Raw genomic sequence first — 14,530 nt, 5'->3', positions numbered from 1 at the left:
CGTCTTTCTCCGCAGTTATCGCCCCGCCTTTATTGGTGTTCAATCGTATAGAAGCCGACATTGATGGTTCCCTCGGTAAAGCCGGCTTCGCAGTAGCAGAGGTAATAGTCCCAGAGCCTTTTGAACCGGTCGTCGAAACCGAGGAGCGAAATCGTCTGCCATCGCGCATGGAAACGCTGCCGCCATTCCGCCAGCGTGCGGGCATAGGACTGGCCGAAAAGCTCGATGTCGGTGAGGCTCAGGCCGGCTTTGCCGATCGCTTTTTCAAGTGCTTCGTCAGAGGGCAGAAAGCCGCCGGGAAAGACGTATTTCTGGATGAAGTCCGCCTTGCGCCGATAATCGTCGAAGCGGGCAGGTTCGATGGAGATGATTTGCAGCACGGCGCGACCGCCGGGTTTCAGGCAGCGTTTCAGCGTCTCGAAATAGCTCGGCCAATAAGCCTCTCCGACCGCCTCGAACATTTCAACGGAAACGATGCGATCGAATTTGCCGTCGACATCACGATAGTCTTCCAGTTTCAGATCGATGCTTGCCGCCTTGTCCGCTTTTTCGGCTGCCGCTTTTGCCCAGTTCAATTGCGACGGCGAAAGGGTGATGCCGGTCACGTTGGTATTGGCCTCGGTCGCGAGGTGGATGGCGAGTGCGCCCCAGCCGCAGCCGATCTCCAATATGCTTTCACCGCCGTTCAATTGCAGTTTGTCCGCGATGCGGTCGAGTTTTTTCAGCTGGGCCGCCTCAAGTGTCGGTGTCGTGTCGTCGAAAATCGCTGACGAATAGAGCATCGAAGGATCGAGCCATTGCCGGTAGAACTCGTTGCCGAGATCGTAATGCGCCTCAATGTTGCGGCGGCTGCCGCGCCGGGTATTGGCGTTGAGCCTGTGGCCAAGCCGGTTGAGAAGGCGCATCGGCGGGCTGCCGCGCATCGAAGTCGTGAAGGCCTCGCGGTTCTGGGCAGCGAAACGGATCAGCGTGGTAAGATCCGGCGTTGTCCAGTCGCCCTCGATGAAACCCTCGGCGAAACCGATATCGCCGTTGAGGATCAGCCGCCGTAGCGCCCGCCAGCGATGGAGGATGAGGGTCGCCTCGCTGCCGTCTTTCTCGCCGCATTTTTCAACGATGCCGCCGCCGGGAAGAATGACGCGCAATCTTCCCCTTGAGACCTTGTTCAGCAGCCTGCTCATGAGCCAGCCGCCAGGTCCGGTGCCGCGGTTGGAAAGCCTGTTTTCCGTCGATATTTCCGTGAGATTGTCAAACGGGGTCATTTATCTTGGCCTCGATTTGTGACGATGAAGGATGGACGAAAGAGACGGGTGAAGAGGGCGGCAGCGGCCGCTTCCGGAACCGCACGCCCTTCAGCCAGATTTTGAGCGCTTCCCAGTGAATGCCGCCGATCACCTTGAGCGTGAGGAAGGGGATGGCGAAGAATGCTTTCAGAAGGGCGGCGTCCGTCAATTCGACGCGCCGCGCCAGATGCCGGGCGGTCAGAACCTGTCCTTCGCTGTCGAAGGTATCGATGACGATCTTCAGCCTGTCGCCGGGCGGTATGACCCGGAAAACGTAACGGAGGTCCATGTCCATGAAGGGCGAGACATAAAAGGCCTTGTCGCAGCGCTGGACGATTTCCGCTGCCCCGTCCGTCTCGACCGGGATCAGATAGGAGTGTCTTTCCCCGAAAGTGTTGTCGACTTCCCAGAAAATGGCCCTGAGCGAGGCGTCCCTACCGTAGCAGAAGAACACGCTCAGCGGGTTGAAGGCCCAGCCCAGCAGGCGCGGCATGGTGAGAAGGCGTATCGGCCCGCCATCCACCAGCACGCCTGCCGCCAGCATCGCCTTTTCGATCTGCTGTCGCAGTCCGGCTCCGCTTTTGTCGCCGCGATCTCTGCGATGGAAAGAAAACAGGTTGAACCGGTCGACGGAAAAAAGCCGCAGCTTGCCGTCGAGCGCATCGAGCTCGTCGAGGTCGAGAAGCAGGGAATAAATCCGGTAGGCCAGCCTGTGCGCTTTCGGCTTGAAGCGCGCATGGGTCACATGTCCGGGAAAGAGGGCGGAGGCGAGGGGAGGCGTCATGCTATCGCCTCTATGAGTTCGGTGTCGGTTGCAATCGCCGTCATATCCAGACGAATAATCCGGCCGCTGTCTTCGGCGACCTGCCATGGCCGCTTCACGCCACCAAGGTCTTCTGCGACCGCAAGGCCTGCCTGAAGGCCGTCCTCATGAAAACCCGAGCCGAAATAGGCGCCGCAGAACCATGTGTTTCGCAGTCCCTGCAAGGCCCAGAGTTCCTGCCGCATCTGCTCGGTGCCGGCGTCGAAAACGGGGTGATGGTAGGTTTCCTCGGCGATGATCTTTGCGTGTTCCGGCTCCCGCACCGGATTGAGCGTGACGAAGGTGTCAGGGGTGTCGCCCAGAGGCTGAAGCCTGTTCATCCAGTAGGTGATGCTCGGCTGGCCGGTGCCAGTTCGGGTATCTGCCACATAATTCCAGCTCGACCAGGCAGCACGCCTGCGCGGCATGAAACTGCTGTCGCTGTGAAGCACAGCCCTGTTTTTCGTATAGGCAAATGCGCCGAGAATCCGCTTTTCGGCGCGTGTTGCGTCGCTCAGCATCGCCAGTGCCTGATCGGCATGCGTGGCGATCACCACATCATCAAAACGCTCGAATTTGCCGCTCTCCCCGGCGATCTCGATGTAGCCCGGGATACGGCTGATCGTTTTAACCGGTGCCGACAGCCGAATGCGGTCGGCGAATGGGGCCGTGATGCGTTTCACATATTCCTGGGCGCCACCGACGACGGTGCGCCAGACGGGACGGTTGCGCAGCAGGAGCAGACCATGGTTGCTGCAGAATTTTATGAAATGTGCGGCCGGATAACGGCCCACCTCCATTGCCGGCGTGGACCAGATGGCCGCCGCCATGGGGTAGAGATGATCATCTCGAAACGCCGGCCCATAGTGATTGCGCGACAGGTAATCATCGAGCGAGATATCGCCCATGACGGGCAGATCGCGCGGGGCGTTGCGATAAAAGCGCAATAGATCTGACAGCATCGCCCAGAAGCGTGGCCTGATGGCGTTTCTCTTTTGCGCGAGCAGGCCAAAGCCGGTGCCGCCGGAATATTCGAAACCGCCCTCATCCAGCGAAACGGCAAAGGACATGTTGGATGCCGCAGTCGGCACATCCAGTGTTTTGAAAAGCGCTGTGAGATTGGGGTAGGTCACTTCATTATAAACGATGAAACCGGTGTCGACGGAAACAGGTCCCTTTTCGGTCGTGAAGGTCACCGTGTTGCTGTGGCCGCCGACGCGGTCTGCGGCCTCGAAAACCGTAACGTCATGCCGTTGCGACAAGAGCCAGGCGGCCGATAGACCGGAAATGCCTGTTCCGATCACGGCGATGTTTCGCCGGCTGTCTTTTCGCTTCGCTTCGGTGTCGAACATGTTTCCTCGCTATCGCATTCACAATTCAGCCTTGCGGACTGCGACAGATACGAGGGAGCGGATCGATAAGTTTCACACGCGCGAAGATTTTTCGGAATTTTTTCCGTGGCCTGAAACTCTTTTGCCATCTCGACCGTAGTTGCCATCACGAAACGCGGTCTCAAGTTGTTCGAATATGGCGAGCGGAATGGTGATGATGTCTGTCGTGGTGGCCCTTGCGGTCCTGATGTCGCTGCTGATGGCGGCTGCCTGGGGATTGCAGCGTTTGACGGGATCGAGCGGCTGGATCGATACTGTCTGGTCGGCGAGCGTCGGGCTTGGTGGTGTTGTCGCTGTCGCATTTGCCGATGGAGACGATTGGCGCCGCGGCGCAGTGGTTCTTCTCGTCATTATCTGGTCGCTGCGGCTTGCCGGCCACATCGGCCTGCGCACGAGGGGTGCCGGAGAGGACCCGCGTTATGCCAAGCTGATCGAGCAATGGGGCGACAAGGCCTCGATCCGGCTTTTCGGCTTTCTCCAGATTCAGGCCGTTGCCGCTTTCGTGCTGGTTCTTGCCGTCTATCTTGCCGCCGGCAATCCTCAGGCCTTTCCACGCTTCACCGATGTGATTGCCCTAATCGTCGCGGCCGGTGCCCTTGCCGGCGAAGCCGTCGCCGACAGGCAGCTTTCACGGTTCAGAAAAACGCCGGAGGCCAAAAGCGGCGTCTGTGAGACGGGTCTATGGCGGTACTCCCGTCATCCCAACTATTTCTTCGAATGGCTTTTCTGGTGCGGCTTTCCGTTGCTGGCCATCGACGCGCAGCCCTGGTCGCGGGTGTCGCTGACTGCGCCGGCCATGATGTACTGGCTGCTCGTCCATGTCTCCGGCATTCCGCCGCTTGAGGAACACATGCTGAAATCGCGCGGGGATAAATTCCGCGCCCTGCAAAACCGCGTCAATGCCTTTTTCCCGGGACCCCGCAAAAACGAGGATATGCCATGAACATGCTCGCATTCGCCATCAATGCCGCCGAGCGCGCGCCGCTGAGCGACAGCATCACCCTTGCCGGCATCGACCTGCTCTGCGCACGCACCAAACGCAGGCTTGCCAGCCTGCCGGCGGATGCCGAGCCTGTATTCGCGGCAGACATGATGAAGTTTCCCGTTGCCACCCATACGGCGGATGCGAACAGGCAGCATTACGAAGTGCCGGCGGAATTCTTCGCGATAGTTCTTGGCGCGCAGAGAAAATATTCCTGCTGCTTCTATCCCGATGTGCAGACAACACTCGACGAGGCCGAAACCTTTGCTTTGGCGCAGACCGTGTCACATGCCGGATTGCAGGACGGCATGGATATTCTCGAACTCGGATGCGGCTGGGGCTCGCTCTCGCTTTATATGGCTGGCCGTTTTCCCAAGGCGCGGATTACGTCCGTTTCGAACTCCGCGTCGCAGCGCCAATATATAATCGAGCGCGCGAAAGAGCGTGGGCTTTCCAACCTGTCAGTCATAACGGCGGATATGAATGATTTTTCGACTGACGGCCATTTCGACCGCGTCGTATCGGTTGAAATGTTCGAGCATATGTCGAACTGGCGGACCTTGTTCGAGCGCGTCCGCTCCTGGCTGAAGCCGGAAGGCAAGTTCTTCCTTCACGTCTTCAATCACCGCGACCGATCCTATCGGTTCGACCATGCCAATCCGGCAGACTGGATCGCGCAGCATTTTTTCACCGGTGGGATCATGCCCGCTTTCGATCTTCCGCATCGTTTTGGCGGGCTTTTCAGCGTGGAGCAGGATTGGCGCTGGTCAGGGTCTCATTATCGCCGGACAGCTCTCGACTGGCTCGCGAATTTCGATCGGGAGATAGATCGCGTCCGGCCGATCCTTCAAAGCGTCTATGGAGCGGATGCAAGATTATGGGAACGCCGCTGGCGACTGTTCTTTCTCGCGACAGCCGGGCTTTTCGGACATGACGACGGTGAGGTCTGGGGCGTTGGCCACTATCTCATGACGCCTGCCTAGCTTGCCAGGCGCGTTTGGTGCAATCGAGTCCGTGGCCAGCTCCAACCGAAAAATCCGAGATTATATCAGTAGGGTGAACGGCACTGAACCCGCGTGCCTGCAGACGCCATATAGGTGTTGTCAGTCGGATGGTAGGAGGTATAGCGCGCAGCACACCATTTGATGTGGCTGACTTCCCCGTCCGACAGGGCATAGCCATTCGGTACGCCTTCCTCACCCTTGCCGGCGGCAAAGGCCGATGCGGGGTAGGCGGGCTGCGTCTTTTCCTGAAGGTCTCCGGCCGGCTGTATGATGCTCAGTGCCTGAGCGGGAATGACAGAAGCGGCAGATAATGCGACGCCAAGAGCGAGCGCGGACATAGTCTTCGGCATCCTCAACATCGATAAATCCTCGTTATTCGTTCGAGATGCTAACGAAAATTTAGGGAATTCGTTCCCGTTGGCTATTGACGCCACACGAACACGTGATTCTTTGAGGGGGCTGACCTGAGGTTGAAGCGATGTCGGCACCACGCTTCCATGCCCGAGAAGATCGAAGGCTTCGCGAGCGATTCCGCGTCGCGCTAATTCGGTGTCCGGTCCCTACCGCACTGCTCGTTGACAAGCGGAAAATCCGGTCGGATAGTCGCCCGGCAATCATGCAAACGGGAGTCTTCAATGATTAACAGGGTTGTCATTCTCTCATCCTTTGCGCTGCTGGCATCGGCGGCGTTTGTCTCCCCCGCAGCCGCACTCACCATGAAGGAGTGCAGCGTGAAATATCAGGCGGCGAAAGCGGATGGATCCGCCAAGGACGTCAAGTGGAACGACTATCGCGCCAAGTTCTGCGGCAGCGAAGCGGCCGCCGAAGATGCCGCCGACGATAAACAGGTCGCGGCCACCACTGACAAAGAACCCGAAAAAGCGACGATCAAGGCCCCGAAGGGCGTCGCTTTTCCGAGTGCTGTCGATAAGAAATATTCAAGCGAGACCCCCGGAAAGGCCCGCCTGAAAACCTGCGTCGATTCCTATCACAAGAACAAGAATGACGGCACGCTCGGTGATCTGAAGTGGATCCAGAAGGGCGGCGGTTACTGGAGCCTGTGCAATACTGCACTGAAGAGCTGATCCGGCCTGACGACGGCTGATCGTCGTCAACTCGCCAGGGCGCGACGACTTTTGCAAACCCTGCCGGCAAAGGCGGGGTTTGCCGCAGGCAACCCCGTTTTCGGGCGGGTAAAATCTGCGAATGGTCTGCGATTCAGCATCTTGATAGAAAGAGTTGATCCTGCGGTTTGACCCGCATCCAGCAATTCAGCGGTTGAGGCTGTCGCGCGATAGCCGGCCGGTAATGTGGGCGGATGACCAGACGATTTCGAAACTATCTCGCCGTGCTTGCCATATCATTGCTGATGTGGACGGTTATCCTTGGCGTCGTTTATTGGCTCTTTCGGTAGGAATTGCCGTAGCGTTTCGACCGAAATCAACAATCAGCTGTTTCAGCGGCTAACATGCCCGTAAATTTCGCGCGTGCGGCGTTGGGCGGCCCCATTTTGGCTTTTCTGACATGTCCCTATGGTCAAGTCGAATCAGGAAAGGGCCATCATGAAAAAATCTCTCGCCTCCATGTGTTTCGCCGCCATGTCTTTGGCAGCTGCTTCCAGCGCTTCGGCCGAAGACATGGTGATTCCGCTGCCGAACGATACGACGGTCGAAAAGGTCGAAACCGTTTATCAATGCGCCACCGACACGGTGGACGCGACCTATTTCAATGCTGGTGATATCAGCCTCGTAAGGCTGGGGCTGAAGGACGGCGTCATCGTTGCCGCGAACGTCATTTCAGGTTCGGGCGCCAAATATCAGGGTGGCACCCATGTCTGGTGGTCGAAGGGTGACGAGGCCGATCTCTACGATTTGATGGCAGATCCGGACATGAAACAGCCGGTTCATTGCGTGGAAGTGAAGAAAACCTGATCGCTGACGCCTGCGCTGAAAGGAGCGGCGGCAGGGCGGTTTTGAAAACCTTGCCATGCCGCCGGTCAGCGTTGAATTGGGCGTGCGGCGCGTTCAGCCAAGAACGAGCGACGCAAGAAGCGCCAGCAGGATGAGAGAGCTTGCGACAACGCCAAGCTTCACCCTTCGAAGACGGCGGGTACGACCGCCGGTCCAGTCATAAGCCATTGGCAGCTTTACCTTTCTTGTTATTATTATGACTTATTACTAGCTCCCTAGGCTTGCCCGTGGCTGACCTCAATTGCCAGAATGCATGGGCAAAAAATCGCGATTTCCCTGTCTTCTCCGAATGTTGCAGCGCTTGCGGCCGCTGATTCCCCGCCGCTGGAAAAGAGGTGCCGATGGCACAAAAAAAGGCCCGGGAAACCGTGTTTCCCGGGCCTTTTGGTTCTGCGTTGCTTTGGTCGGCTTCAGCCGAAATAAGGCTTGATGTAGGGCAGGACCTCAATCACGCCGTGGTAAAGCATGTTGAGCGCCACATAGATGATGACCATCAGGCCGAGATAGGAAATCCAGCGGTAGCGGTGCAGCAGCTTGGCAACGAAGTTGGCGGCCAGACCCATAAGGGCGATCGACACAACAAGGCCGATGATCAGCACGGTGACATGTTCCTGCGCGGCGCCGGCGACGGCGAGAACATTGTCCAGCGACATGGAAACGTCGGCGATGACGATCTGCGTTGCCGCCTGGAAAAAGGTCTTGTGACCCTTGGTCAGGTCGGCCTCGTCATCCGTCACCTCATCCTCGATGGAGCCGGCGGCTTCACGCAGTTCGGACCACATCTTCCAGCAAACCCAGGCGAGCAGCAGGCCCCCGAAGAGTTGCAGGCCGACAATGGACAGAAGCTGTACGGTGACGGCGGCAAAGCCAATGCGCAGCACCGTGGCGGCGATGATGCCGACGAGGATTGCCTTGCGGCGAAGATGTGCGGGCAGGCCGGCGGCGGCAAGGCCGATGACAATGGCATTGTCGCCCGCCAGAACCAGATCGATCGCGATGACCTGCAAGAATGCCGTAAAACCGGCGGCTGTGAAGATTTCCATGGGATGTCCTGAAACGCATATGAAGGTCGCACGGGAAAGCGACGGATCGAGATATGGCATGGGATGGCGCGCCCGGCGCCGCATTGCGATCGCCCGTCTCCCCCCCCCGGCGATGGACTGTCCTTAAGCCATCATGACGGTGCAGGTAAAGAAGTTGTGATGGAAATATCTTAATTAGTGATCGGCAATGGTGGAAAGGCGCTCCCCTCGGCTTGCATCCACGTCATCCTTCCAAGGGTTTGAATGTCGCAAACAACACACCATATACGGGCCTCGGGGCACGCTTGAAGCGCGCGCGCAGGCGCTTTCACAATTAAGTCTTGCGCATTCGCTTACAAAGCCTTAAACGGCGACACCAAACCGGTACGCCGGGGAAACTACTTCACGTTCACAGGAAGCAATTCACATGGCAAAGAGCAAGTTTGAGCGCAATAAGCCGCACGTCAACATTGGCACGATCGGTCACGTTGACCATGGCAAGACGTCGCTGACCGCCGCGATCACGAAGTTCTTCGGCGAGTTCAAGGCGTATGACCAGATCGACGCCGCGCCTGAAGAAAAGGCACGTGGTATCACGATTTCGACGGCCCACGTTGAGTATGAGACGCCGAACCGTCACTACGCGCACGTTGACTGCCCCGGCCACGCCGACTACGTGAAGAACATGATCACCGGTGCTGCCCAGATGGACGGCGCGATCCTGGTTTGCTCGGCCGCTGACGGCCCGATGCCGCAGACCCGCGAGCACATCCTGCTTGCCCGTCAGGTTGGCGTTCCGGCAATCGTCGTGTTCCTCAACAAGGTCGACCAGGTTGACGACGCCGAGCTTCTCGAGCTCGTCGAGCTGGAAGTTCGCGAACTTCTGTCGTCCTACGACTTCCCGGGCGACGATATCCCGATCATCAAGGGTTCGGCTCTTGCCGCTCTTGAAGACAGCGACAAGAAGATCGGTGAAGACGCGATCCGCGAGCTGATGGCCGCTGTTGACGCCTACATCCCGACGCCTGAGCGTCCGATCGACCAGCCGTTCCTGATGCCGATCGAAGACGTGTTCTCGATCTCTGGCCGTGGTACGGTTGTGACGGGTCGCGTTGAGCGCGGTATCGTCAAGGTTGGTGAAGAAGTCGAAATCGTCGGCATTCGCCCGACCTCGAAGACGACGGTTACCGGCGTTGAAATGTTCCGCAAGCTGCTCGACCAGGGCCAGGCTGGCGACAACATCGGTGCGCTGGTTCGCGGCGTTACCCGTGACGGCGTTGAGCGTGGTCAGATCCTGTGCAAGCCGGGTTCGGTCAAGCCGCACAAGAAGTTCATGGCAGAAGCCTACATCCTGACGAAGGAAGAAGGCGGCCGTCATACGCCGTTCTTCACGAACTACCGTCCGCAGTTCTACTTCCGCACGACGGACGTGACCGGTATCGTTTCGCTGCCGGAAGGCACGGAAATGGTTATGCCTGGCGACAACGTCACGGTTGAAGTCGAGCTGATCGTTCCGATCGCGATGGAAGAAAAGCTGCGCTTCGCTATTCGCGAAGGCGGCCGTACCGTCGGCGCCGGCATCGTGGCTTCGATCGTCGAGTAATTTCAAACCCGCAAGGGATTGAGGAAAACCCCGCTGGAAACGGCGGGGTTTTTTGTTGTCTGAAATGGCTCAGCAATCGATGCGGACGATATCGCCGTCCTTGAGATGGAAGAATGCGTCCTGCGGCACATCAAGGCGCAATGCTTCCTCCTTTGGAAGGTTCGCATAGACGCCGCGTAACAGGCGGCTGGTGATGCCATGGCAGATGACGATCGCATCGCGAGCCTGTCTCTGCTGTATGGTCTCCAGGCTGCGGGCCACCCGGCTTGTCATTTTTTCGAATGTCTCACCGCCTGGCGCGTGGAAGAACCATTCATGTCGATCCAGCCCGTTACGCATGCCGGGATATTCATAATCTATCTCGTAATCCGTCATGCCGTCCCATGCGCCCATGCCAACCTCCATCAAGCCGGGATCGAGAGTGATGCCGTGGATGATTTTAATCTCACCGGCTATGATCTCGCAGGTCTGCCTTGCCCGTCCGAGCGGGCTGGAAAAAATATGCACTTCATCGGTTCTTGTCATGGCGGCGAGCCTGTGCCCCACGCGGGCCGCCTGCTGGCGTCCCAGTTCCGTTAAAGGCGAATCGACCTGGCCCTGCCAGCGCTGGACGGCGTTAAATTCGGTTTGGCCATGACGGACCAGATAAATACTCATGAGATTTCCTGTCGAGATCGTCAAAGAGATCAAGGGAATAGGCATTGTGCCTTGTGGGGTAGGGGGGGCGTGTCGGTGTATTTTGCCAGACAATGTGAAAAAACAAAAAACACACTTGCCATTCTTTTCCCTGCACCTTAAAGGAGCGCATACCGAATTGGCCAAGCGATTTTCGCGGTCGGTTCTGGTTCGAAGGGGTATAGCTCAGCTGGTAGAGCGGCGGTCTCCAAAACCGCAGGTCGGGGGTTCGAGCCCCTCTGCCCCTGCCACTTTCCATTCGCAAGCGCGGATCCTCGCTGCATGGCAGATGGGTGCCGGATTTCCGGCGAATTTCGCCGAATGTCGATTTCCTCTTGTTAAAAAGGGAATCGGCGTTTATGTAAGGTCAAAACAGACACGCGGTGCGTGGGGCTGATCAGTATCGGCTTTACGCGCCGTAATTGCGTGGGCAGTCAATGGCATCCAAAACCAATCCGTTTACGTTTCTGCAGCAGGTTCGCGCCGAAGCGTCAAAGATCACTTGGCCGTCGCGCCGCGAGACCATGATTTCGACGGCAATGGTGCTGGTGATGGTCATTTTTGCGGCTCTGTTCTTTTTTGCTGCTGACCAGCTCATCGGCTGGCTGCTCAGCCTCGTGCTGAACGTCGGTCGGTAACGAATTGAACGGAGAATAAAAATGGCAGCGCGCTGGTATATCGTTCACGCCTATTCGAATTTCGAAAAGAAGGTCGCGGAGTCGATCGAAGAGAAGGCCCGTCAGAAGGGTCTTGATCATCTTTTCGAGAAAATCCTCGTGCCGACCGAAAAGGTTGTCGAGGTGCGTCGCGGCCGCAAGGTCGACAGCGAGCGCAAGTTCTTTCCAGGTTACGTGCTGGTGCGCGCCAACCTGACGGATGAGGCCTATCACCTCATCAAGAACACGCCGAAGGTAACCGGTTTCCTCGGTTCGGACAGCAAGCCTGTTCCGATTCCCGATTATGAAGCCGAGCGTATCCTCGGTCAGGTCCAGGAAGGTGTCGAGCGTCCGAAGTCTTCGGTTTCGTTCGAGATCGGCGAGCAGGTTCGCGTTTCCGACGGTCCGTTCGCGTCGTTCAACGGCGTGGTTCAGGATGTCGACGAGGAGCGTTCGCGCCTGAAGGTGGAAGTGTCGATCTTCGGCCGCGCTACGCCGGTCGAGCTGGAATACAATCAGGTCGAAAAGGTCTGATTGGCGGGGTAAAGCCCCAAGCGCGTGGAAGGCTAACTGGCTCTTTAAGCCGGGGCAGGGCGCCGCACCACGCAACCGCAGCCGCCGGAGCAATCCGGCTTAAGAGAAGCCGGGTAACCGGTTTGAATTGAAAGGCAGAGAGATATGGCTAAGAAAGTTGCAGGCCAGCTCAAGTTGCAGGTAAAGGCCGGGGCGGCCAATCCGTCCCCGCCGATCGGTCCGGCACTTGGTCAGCGTGGCATTAACATCATGGAATTCTGCAAGGCGTTCAATGCCGCCACGCAGGAAATGGAAAAGGGTATGCCGATCCCGGTCGTCATCACCTATTACCAGGACAAGTCCTTCACCTTCGTCATGAAGCAGCCGCCGATGACCTATTGGCTGAAGAAGGAAGCAAAGATCACCTCCGGTTCCAAGACGCCTGGCAAGGGCGCCAAGGTCGGCTCCATCACCAAGGCTCAGGTCAAGACGATCGCTGAAGCCAAGATGAAGGATCTGAACGCAGCCGACATCGAAGGCGCAATGGCAATGGTTGAGGGCTCTGCCCGCGCCATGGGCCTGGAAGTGGTAGGTTGATCATGGCCAAGGTAGCAAAGCGCATTCAGAAGATCCGCGAAGGCGTGGATCCCAACAAGCTTTACGTTCTCACCGACGCCATTTCGATGGTCAAGGAACGTGCTGTCGCCAAGTTCGACGAAACCGTTGAAGTTTCGATGAACCTCGGCGTTGACCCGCGCCATGCGGACCAGATGGTTCGTGGCGTTGTCAACCTGCCGAACGGCACCGGCCGTGACGTTCGCGTCGCCGTTTTCGCCCGTGGCGCCAAGGCTGATGAAGCCACGGCTGCTGGCGCTGACGTTGTTGGTGCAGAAGAACTGGTTGAAATCGTTCAGGGCGGCAAGATCGACTTCGATCGTTGCATCGCGACCCCGGACATGATGCCGCTCGTCGGCCGTCTCGGCAAGGTACTCGGCCCGCGTGGCATGATGCCGAACCCGAAGGTCGGTACGGTGACGATGGATGTTGCCGGCGCCGTCAAGGCGTCCAAGGGCGGCGCTGTCGAGTTCCGCGTCGAAAAGGCCGGTATCGTACATGCTGGCGTTGGCAAGGCTTCGTTTGACGCCAAGGCTCTTGAAGAAAACATCAAGGCTTTCGCCGATGCCGTCATCAAGGCAAAGCCGACCGGTGCCAAGGGCAACTACGTCAAGCGCGTCGCGATTTCCTCGACCATGGGGCCGGGCGTCAAGATCGACCCTTCGTCGGTTACCGCTTAATCAATTCTCGCGCTTCCCAAGGGAAGTGTGAATACAAGAATTTCCGGCTCCCAGGAGCCGGAGATTTCCGGGGAAACCCGGAACTCCTGTCCGAGATTGCGGGTGGCCATGTCTTTCGGGACCTGGCCTTAATCATTCAACCTGCATGAGACGGGTGAGGCTGGATTTGAGGCATCGAAACGATGCCTGACTGTCCGGTTCGAACCTGGTGTGCCTGTGCCTGAAGCCGTTTGCGGCGACAGAGCGGGGGACAGGATCCTCGAGCGTCGCTCGGGATCTTTGTAAAAAGGTCCCTTGGGGCAAAGGCAAACCCGACGGGTTCACATGTTGTGTTCCCGTCTACTGGAGACAGACAGTGGAAAGAGCGGAAAAACGCGAATTCGTCACGGAGCTGAACGAAGTCTTCAAGGCTTCCGGTTCGGTTGTCGTGGCCCACTATGCTGGTGTCACCGTTGCGCAGATGAACGACTTCCGTTCGAAGATGCGCGCTGCCGGAGGCACCGTCAAGGTCGCGAAGAACCGCCTGGCCAAGATCGCTCTTCAGGGCACGGAGTCGGAAGGGATGACAGATCTCTTCAAGGGCCAGACGCTGATTGCATACAGCGTCGACCCGATGATCGCTCCGAAAGTCGTCATGGATTTCGCCAAGACCAACGACAAGGTCGTTGTTCTCGGTGGCGCCATGGGTGCAACCACGCTCAATGCCGAAGCAGTCAAGTCGCTTGCGACCCTGCCTTCGCTGGACGAGCTGCGCGCAAAGCTGCTGGGCCTTCTCAATGCCCCGGCAACTCGCGTCGCTACGGTTGTCGCCGCACCTGCAAGCCAGCTGGCTCGGGTGTTCTCGGCTTACGCCAAGAAGGACGAAGCCGCTTAAGGCGGTTTTTCGCTGTAAATATTCAAACTGGTTCGAACTGAACAAAAGGAACTATCAAAATGGCTGATCTCGCAAAGATCGTTGAAGACCTCTCCACCCTGACCGTTCTGGAAGCTGCAGAACTGTCGAAGCTTCTTGAAGAAAAGTGGGGCGTTTCCGCTGCTGCTCCGGTAGCTGTTGCTGCTGCTGGCGGTGCTGGCGTTGCTGCTGCTGTTGAAGAAGAAAAGACTGAATTCGACGTGATCCTGGTTGACGCTGGCGCCAACAAGATCAACGTCATCAAGGAAGTTCGCGCTATCACGGGCCTCGGCCTGAAGGAAGCTAAGGACCTCGTTGAAGGCGCTCCGAAGCCGGTCAAGGAAGCCGTTTCCAAGGCTGAAGCTGCCGATCTCAAGAAGAAGCTTGAGGACGCAGGCGCTAAGGTTGACGTTAAGTAATCTTGCGATTGCTGGCGGGAAGG

General features: G+C 57.9%; 17 protein-coding genes and 1 tRNA gene. 12 read left to right on the top strand and 6 right to left on the bottom strand.

The features are described from left to right. Positions 1-29 precede the first annotated feature (29 nt). The 3 genes from FY152_08105 to FY152_08095 are packed head-to-tail and all read right to left on the bottom strand — an operon-like array spanning position 30 to position 3,437. Complete coding sequence (locus FY152_08105; GenBank protein UXS32052.1) at positions 30-1,262, bottom strand: class I SAM-dependent methyltransferase; 1,233 nt, start codon at positions 1,260-1,262, stop codon at positions 30-32. Further along, complete coding sequence (locus tag FY152_08100; protein ID UXS32051.1) at positions 1,249-2,067, bottom strand: DUF1365 domain-containing protein; 819 nt, start codon at positions 2,065-2,067, stop codon at positions 1,249-1,251. The genes FY152_08105 and FY152_08100 overlap by 14 nt, the downstream gene beginning before the upstream one ends. After that, entirely contained in the window at positions 2,064-3,437 is a 1,374-nt protein-coding gene (locus FY152_08095) for an NAD(P)/FAD-dependent oxidoreductase (protein UXS32050.1), read from the bottom strand. The genes FY152_08100 and FY152_08095 overlap by 4 nt, the downstream gene beginning before the upstream one ends. A gap of 193 nt (positions 3,438-3,630) precedes the next feature. On the opposite strand from FY152_08095, the gene FY152_08090 reads away from it, so the two are divergent. Together FY152_08090 and FY152_08085 are read left to right on the top strand one after the other, a co-directional pair. Continuing rightward, on the top strand, positions 3,631-4,419 hold the full coding sequence (locus FY152_08090; protein ID UXS33243.1) for a DUF1295 domain-containing protein: 789 nt from the start codon (positions 3,631-3,633) through the stop codon (positions 4,417-4,419). Then, complete coding sequence (locus FY152_08085) at positions 4,416-5,441, top strand: class I SAM-dependent methyltransferase (GenBank protein UXS32049.1); 1,026 nt, start codon at positions 4,416-4,418, stop codon at positions 5,439-5,441. The genes FY152_08090 and FY152_08085 overlap by 4 nt, the downstream gene beginning before the upstream one ends. Positions 5,442-5,506: 65 nt before the next feature. Here FY152_08085 and FY152_08080 read toward each other — a convergent pair whose 3' ends face one another. After that, complete coding sequence (locus FY152_08080) at positions 5,507-5,812, bottom strand: BA14K family protein (GenBank protein ID UXS33242.1); 306 nt, start codon at positions 5,810-5,812, stop codon at positions 5,507-5,509. A 285-nt stretch (positions 5,813-6,097) separates the two neighbouring features. On the opposite strand from FY152_08080, the gene FY152_08075 reads away from it, so the two are divergent. Both FY152_08075 and FY152_08070 read left to right on the top strand, forming a co-directional pair. After that, entirely contained in the window at positions 6,098-6,547 is a 450-nt protein-coding gene (locus FY152_08075; protein UXS32048.1) for a hypothetical protein, read from the top strand. Between the two features lie 477 nt (positions 6,548-7,024). Next, positions 7,025-7,393 (top strand): hypothetical protein, encoded by a 369-nt coding sequence (locus FY152_08070; GenBank protein ID UXS32047.1) that lies wholly within the window; start codon positions 7,025-7,027, stop codon positions 7,391-7,393. Positions 7,394-7,842: 449 nt separating this feature from the next. Here FY152_08070 and FY152_08065 read toward each other — a convergent pair whose 3' ends face one another. Continuing rightward, positions 7,843-8,475 (bottom strand): TerC family protein, encoded by a 633-nt coding sequence (locus FY152_08065; protein UXS32046.1) that lies wholly within the window; start codon positions 8,473-8,475, stop codon positions 7,843-7,845. A gap of 406 nt (positions 8,476-8,881) precedes the next feature. Between FY152_08065 and tuf the strand changes: the two genes are divergently transcribed. Next, the gene (gene tuf / locus FY152_08060; GenBank protein UXS32045.1) at positions 8,882-10,057 is read left to right on the top strand and encodes an elongation factor Tu; all 1,176 of its coding nucleotides are present in this window, start codon (positions 8,882-8,884) and stop codon (positions 10,055-10,057) included. 69 nt (positions 10,058-10,126) lie between these two features. Here the strand turns inward: tuf and FY152_08055 are convergent, their stop codons facing one another. Continuing rightward, positions 10,127-10,714 carry a histidine phosphatase family protein gene (locus tag FY152_08055; GenBank protein ID UXS32044.1) on the bottom strand — a complete coding sequence of 196 codons (588 nt, stop codon included), beginning with the start codon at positions 10,712-10,714 and terminating at the stop codon, positions 10,127-10,129. Between the two features lie 193 nt (positions 10,715-10,907). On the opposite strand from FY152_08055, the gene FY152_08050 reads away from it, so the two are divergent. From FY152_08050 to rplL, 7 genes are all read left to right on the top strand, one after another. Beyond that, positions 10,908-10,983 (top strand) — tRNA-Trp (locus tag FY152_08050). 186 nt (positions 10,984-11,169) lie between these two features. Then, positions 11,170-11,370 carry a preprotein translocase subunit SecE gene (gene secE / locus FY152_08045; GenBank protein ID UXS32043.1) on the top strand — a complete coding sequence of 67 codons (201 nt, stop codon included), beginning with the start codon at positions 11,170-11,172 and terminating at the stop codon, positions 11,368-11,370. A gap of 21 nt (positions 11,371-11,391) precedes the next feature. Beyond that, positions 11,392-11,922 (top strand): transcription termination/antitermination protein NusG, encoded by a 531-nt coding sequence (gene nusG / locus FY152_08040; GenBank protein ID UXS32042.1) that lies wholly within the window; start codon positions 11,392-11,394, stop codon positions 11,920-11,922. Positions 11,923-12,066: 144 nt separating this feature from the next. Beyond that, entirely contained in the window at positions 12,067-12,498 is a 432-nt protein-coding gene (gene rplK / locus FY152_08035) for a 50S ribosomal protein L11 (protein UXS32041.1), read from the top strand. A gap of 2 nt (positions 12,499-12,500) precedes the next feature. Continuing rightward, positions 12,501-13,196, top strand: coding sequence for a 50S ribosomal protein L1 (gene rplA, locus FY152_08030; protein ID UXS32040.1), 696 nt, complete (start codon positions 12,501-12,503; stop codon positions 13,194-13,196). Positions 13,197-13,551: 355 nt separating this feature from the next. Then, on the top strand, positions 13,552-14,070 hold the full coding sequence (rplJ, locus tag FY152_08025; protein ID UXS32039.1) for a 50S ribosomal protein L10: 519 nt from the start codon (positions 13,552-13,554) through the stop codon (positions 14,068-14,070). A 59-nt stretch (positions 14,071-14,129) separates the two neighbouring features. Further along, a complete protein-coding gene (gene rplL, locus FY152_08020) occupies positions 14,130-14,507 on the top strand; it encodes a 50S ribosomal protein L7/L12 (protein UXS32038.1) in 378 nt (125 codons plus the stop codon). Positions 14,508-14,530 lie beyond the last annotated feature (23 nt).

It is taken from the genome of Agrobacterium tumefaciens (assembly GCA_025560025.1).
GTDB lineage: Bacteria > Pseudomonadota > Alphaproteobacteria > Rhizobiales > Rhizobiaceae > Agrobacterium.
This window is presented reverse-complemented; position numbering and strand designations above follow the sequence as displayed.

What these genes read in the sequence shown, in the direction of transcription:
- FY152_08105 (UXS32052.1), bottom strand. Translation starts at nt 1,262, where the DNA reads ATGACCCCGTTTGACAATCTCACGGAAATATCGACGGAAAACAGGCTT.
- FY152_08100 (UXS32051.1), bottom strand. Translation starts at nt 2,067, where the DNA reads ATGACGCCTCCCCTCGCCTCCGCCCTCTTTCCCGGACATGTGACCCAT.
- FY152_08085 (UXS32049.1), top strand. Translation starts at nt 4,416, where the DNA reads ATGAACATGCTCGCATTCGCCATCAATGCCGCCGAGCGCGCGCCGCTG.
- rplK (UXS32041.1), top strand. Translation starts at nt 12,067, where the DNA reads ATGGCTAAGAAAGTTGCAGGCCAGCTCAAGTTGCAGGTAAAGGCCGGG.
- FY152_08090 (UXS33243.1), top strand. Translation starts at nt 3,631, where the DNA reads ATGATGTCTGTCGTGGTGGCCCTTGCGGTCCTGATGTCGCTGCTGATG.
- rplA (UXS32040.1), top strand. Translation starts at nt 12,501, where the DNA reads ATGGCCAAGGTAGCAAAGCGCATTCAGAAGATCCGCGAAGGCGTGGAT.
- FY152_08065 (UXS32046.1), bottom strand. Translation starts at nt 8,475, where the DNA reads ATGGAAATCTTCACAGCCGCCGGTTTTACGGCATTCTTGCAGGTCATC.
- rplL (UXS32038.1), top strand. Translation starts at nt 14,130, where the DNA reads ATGGCTGATCTCGCAAAGATCGTTGAAGACCTCTCCACCCTGACCGTT.
- nusG (UXS32042.1), top strand. Translation starts at nt 11,392, where the DNA reads ATGGCAGCGCGCTGGTATATCGTTCACGCCTATTCGAATTTCGAAAAG.
- FY152_08070 (UXS32047.1), top strand. Translation starts at nt 7,025, where the DNA reads ATGAAAAAATCTCTCGCCTCCATGTGTTTCGCCGCCATGTCTTTGGCA.
- FY152_08080 (UXS33242.1), bottom strand. Translation starts at nt 5,812, where the DNA reads ATGCCGAAGACTATGTCCGCGCTCGCTCTTGGCGTCGCATTATCTGCC.
- FY152_08055 (UXS32044.1), bottom strand. Translation starts at nt 10,714, where the DNA reads ATGAGTATTTATCTGGTCCGTCATGGCCAAACCGAATTTAACGCCGTC.
- tuf (UXS32045.1), top strand. Translation starts at nt 8,882, where the DNA reads ATGGCAAAGAGCAAGTTTGAGCGCAATAAGCCGCACGTCAACATTGGC.
- FY152_08075 (UXS32048.1), top strand. Translation starts at nt 6,098, where the DNA reads ATGATTAACAGGGTTGTCATTCTCTCATCCTTTGCGCTGCTGGCATCG.
- secE (UXS32043.1), top strand. Translation starts at nt 11,170, where the DNA reads ATGGCATCCAAAACCAATCCGTTTACGTTTCTGCAGCAGGTTCGCGCC.
- FY152_08095 (UXS32050.1), bottom strand. Translation starts at nt 3,437, where the DNA reads ATGTTCGACACCGAAGCGAAGCGAAAAGACAGCCGGCGAAACATCGCC.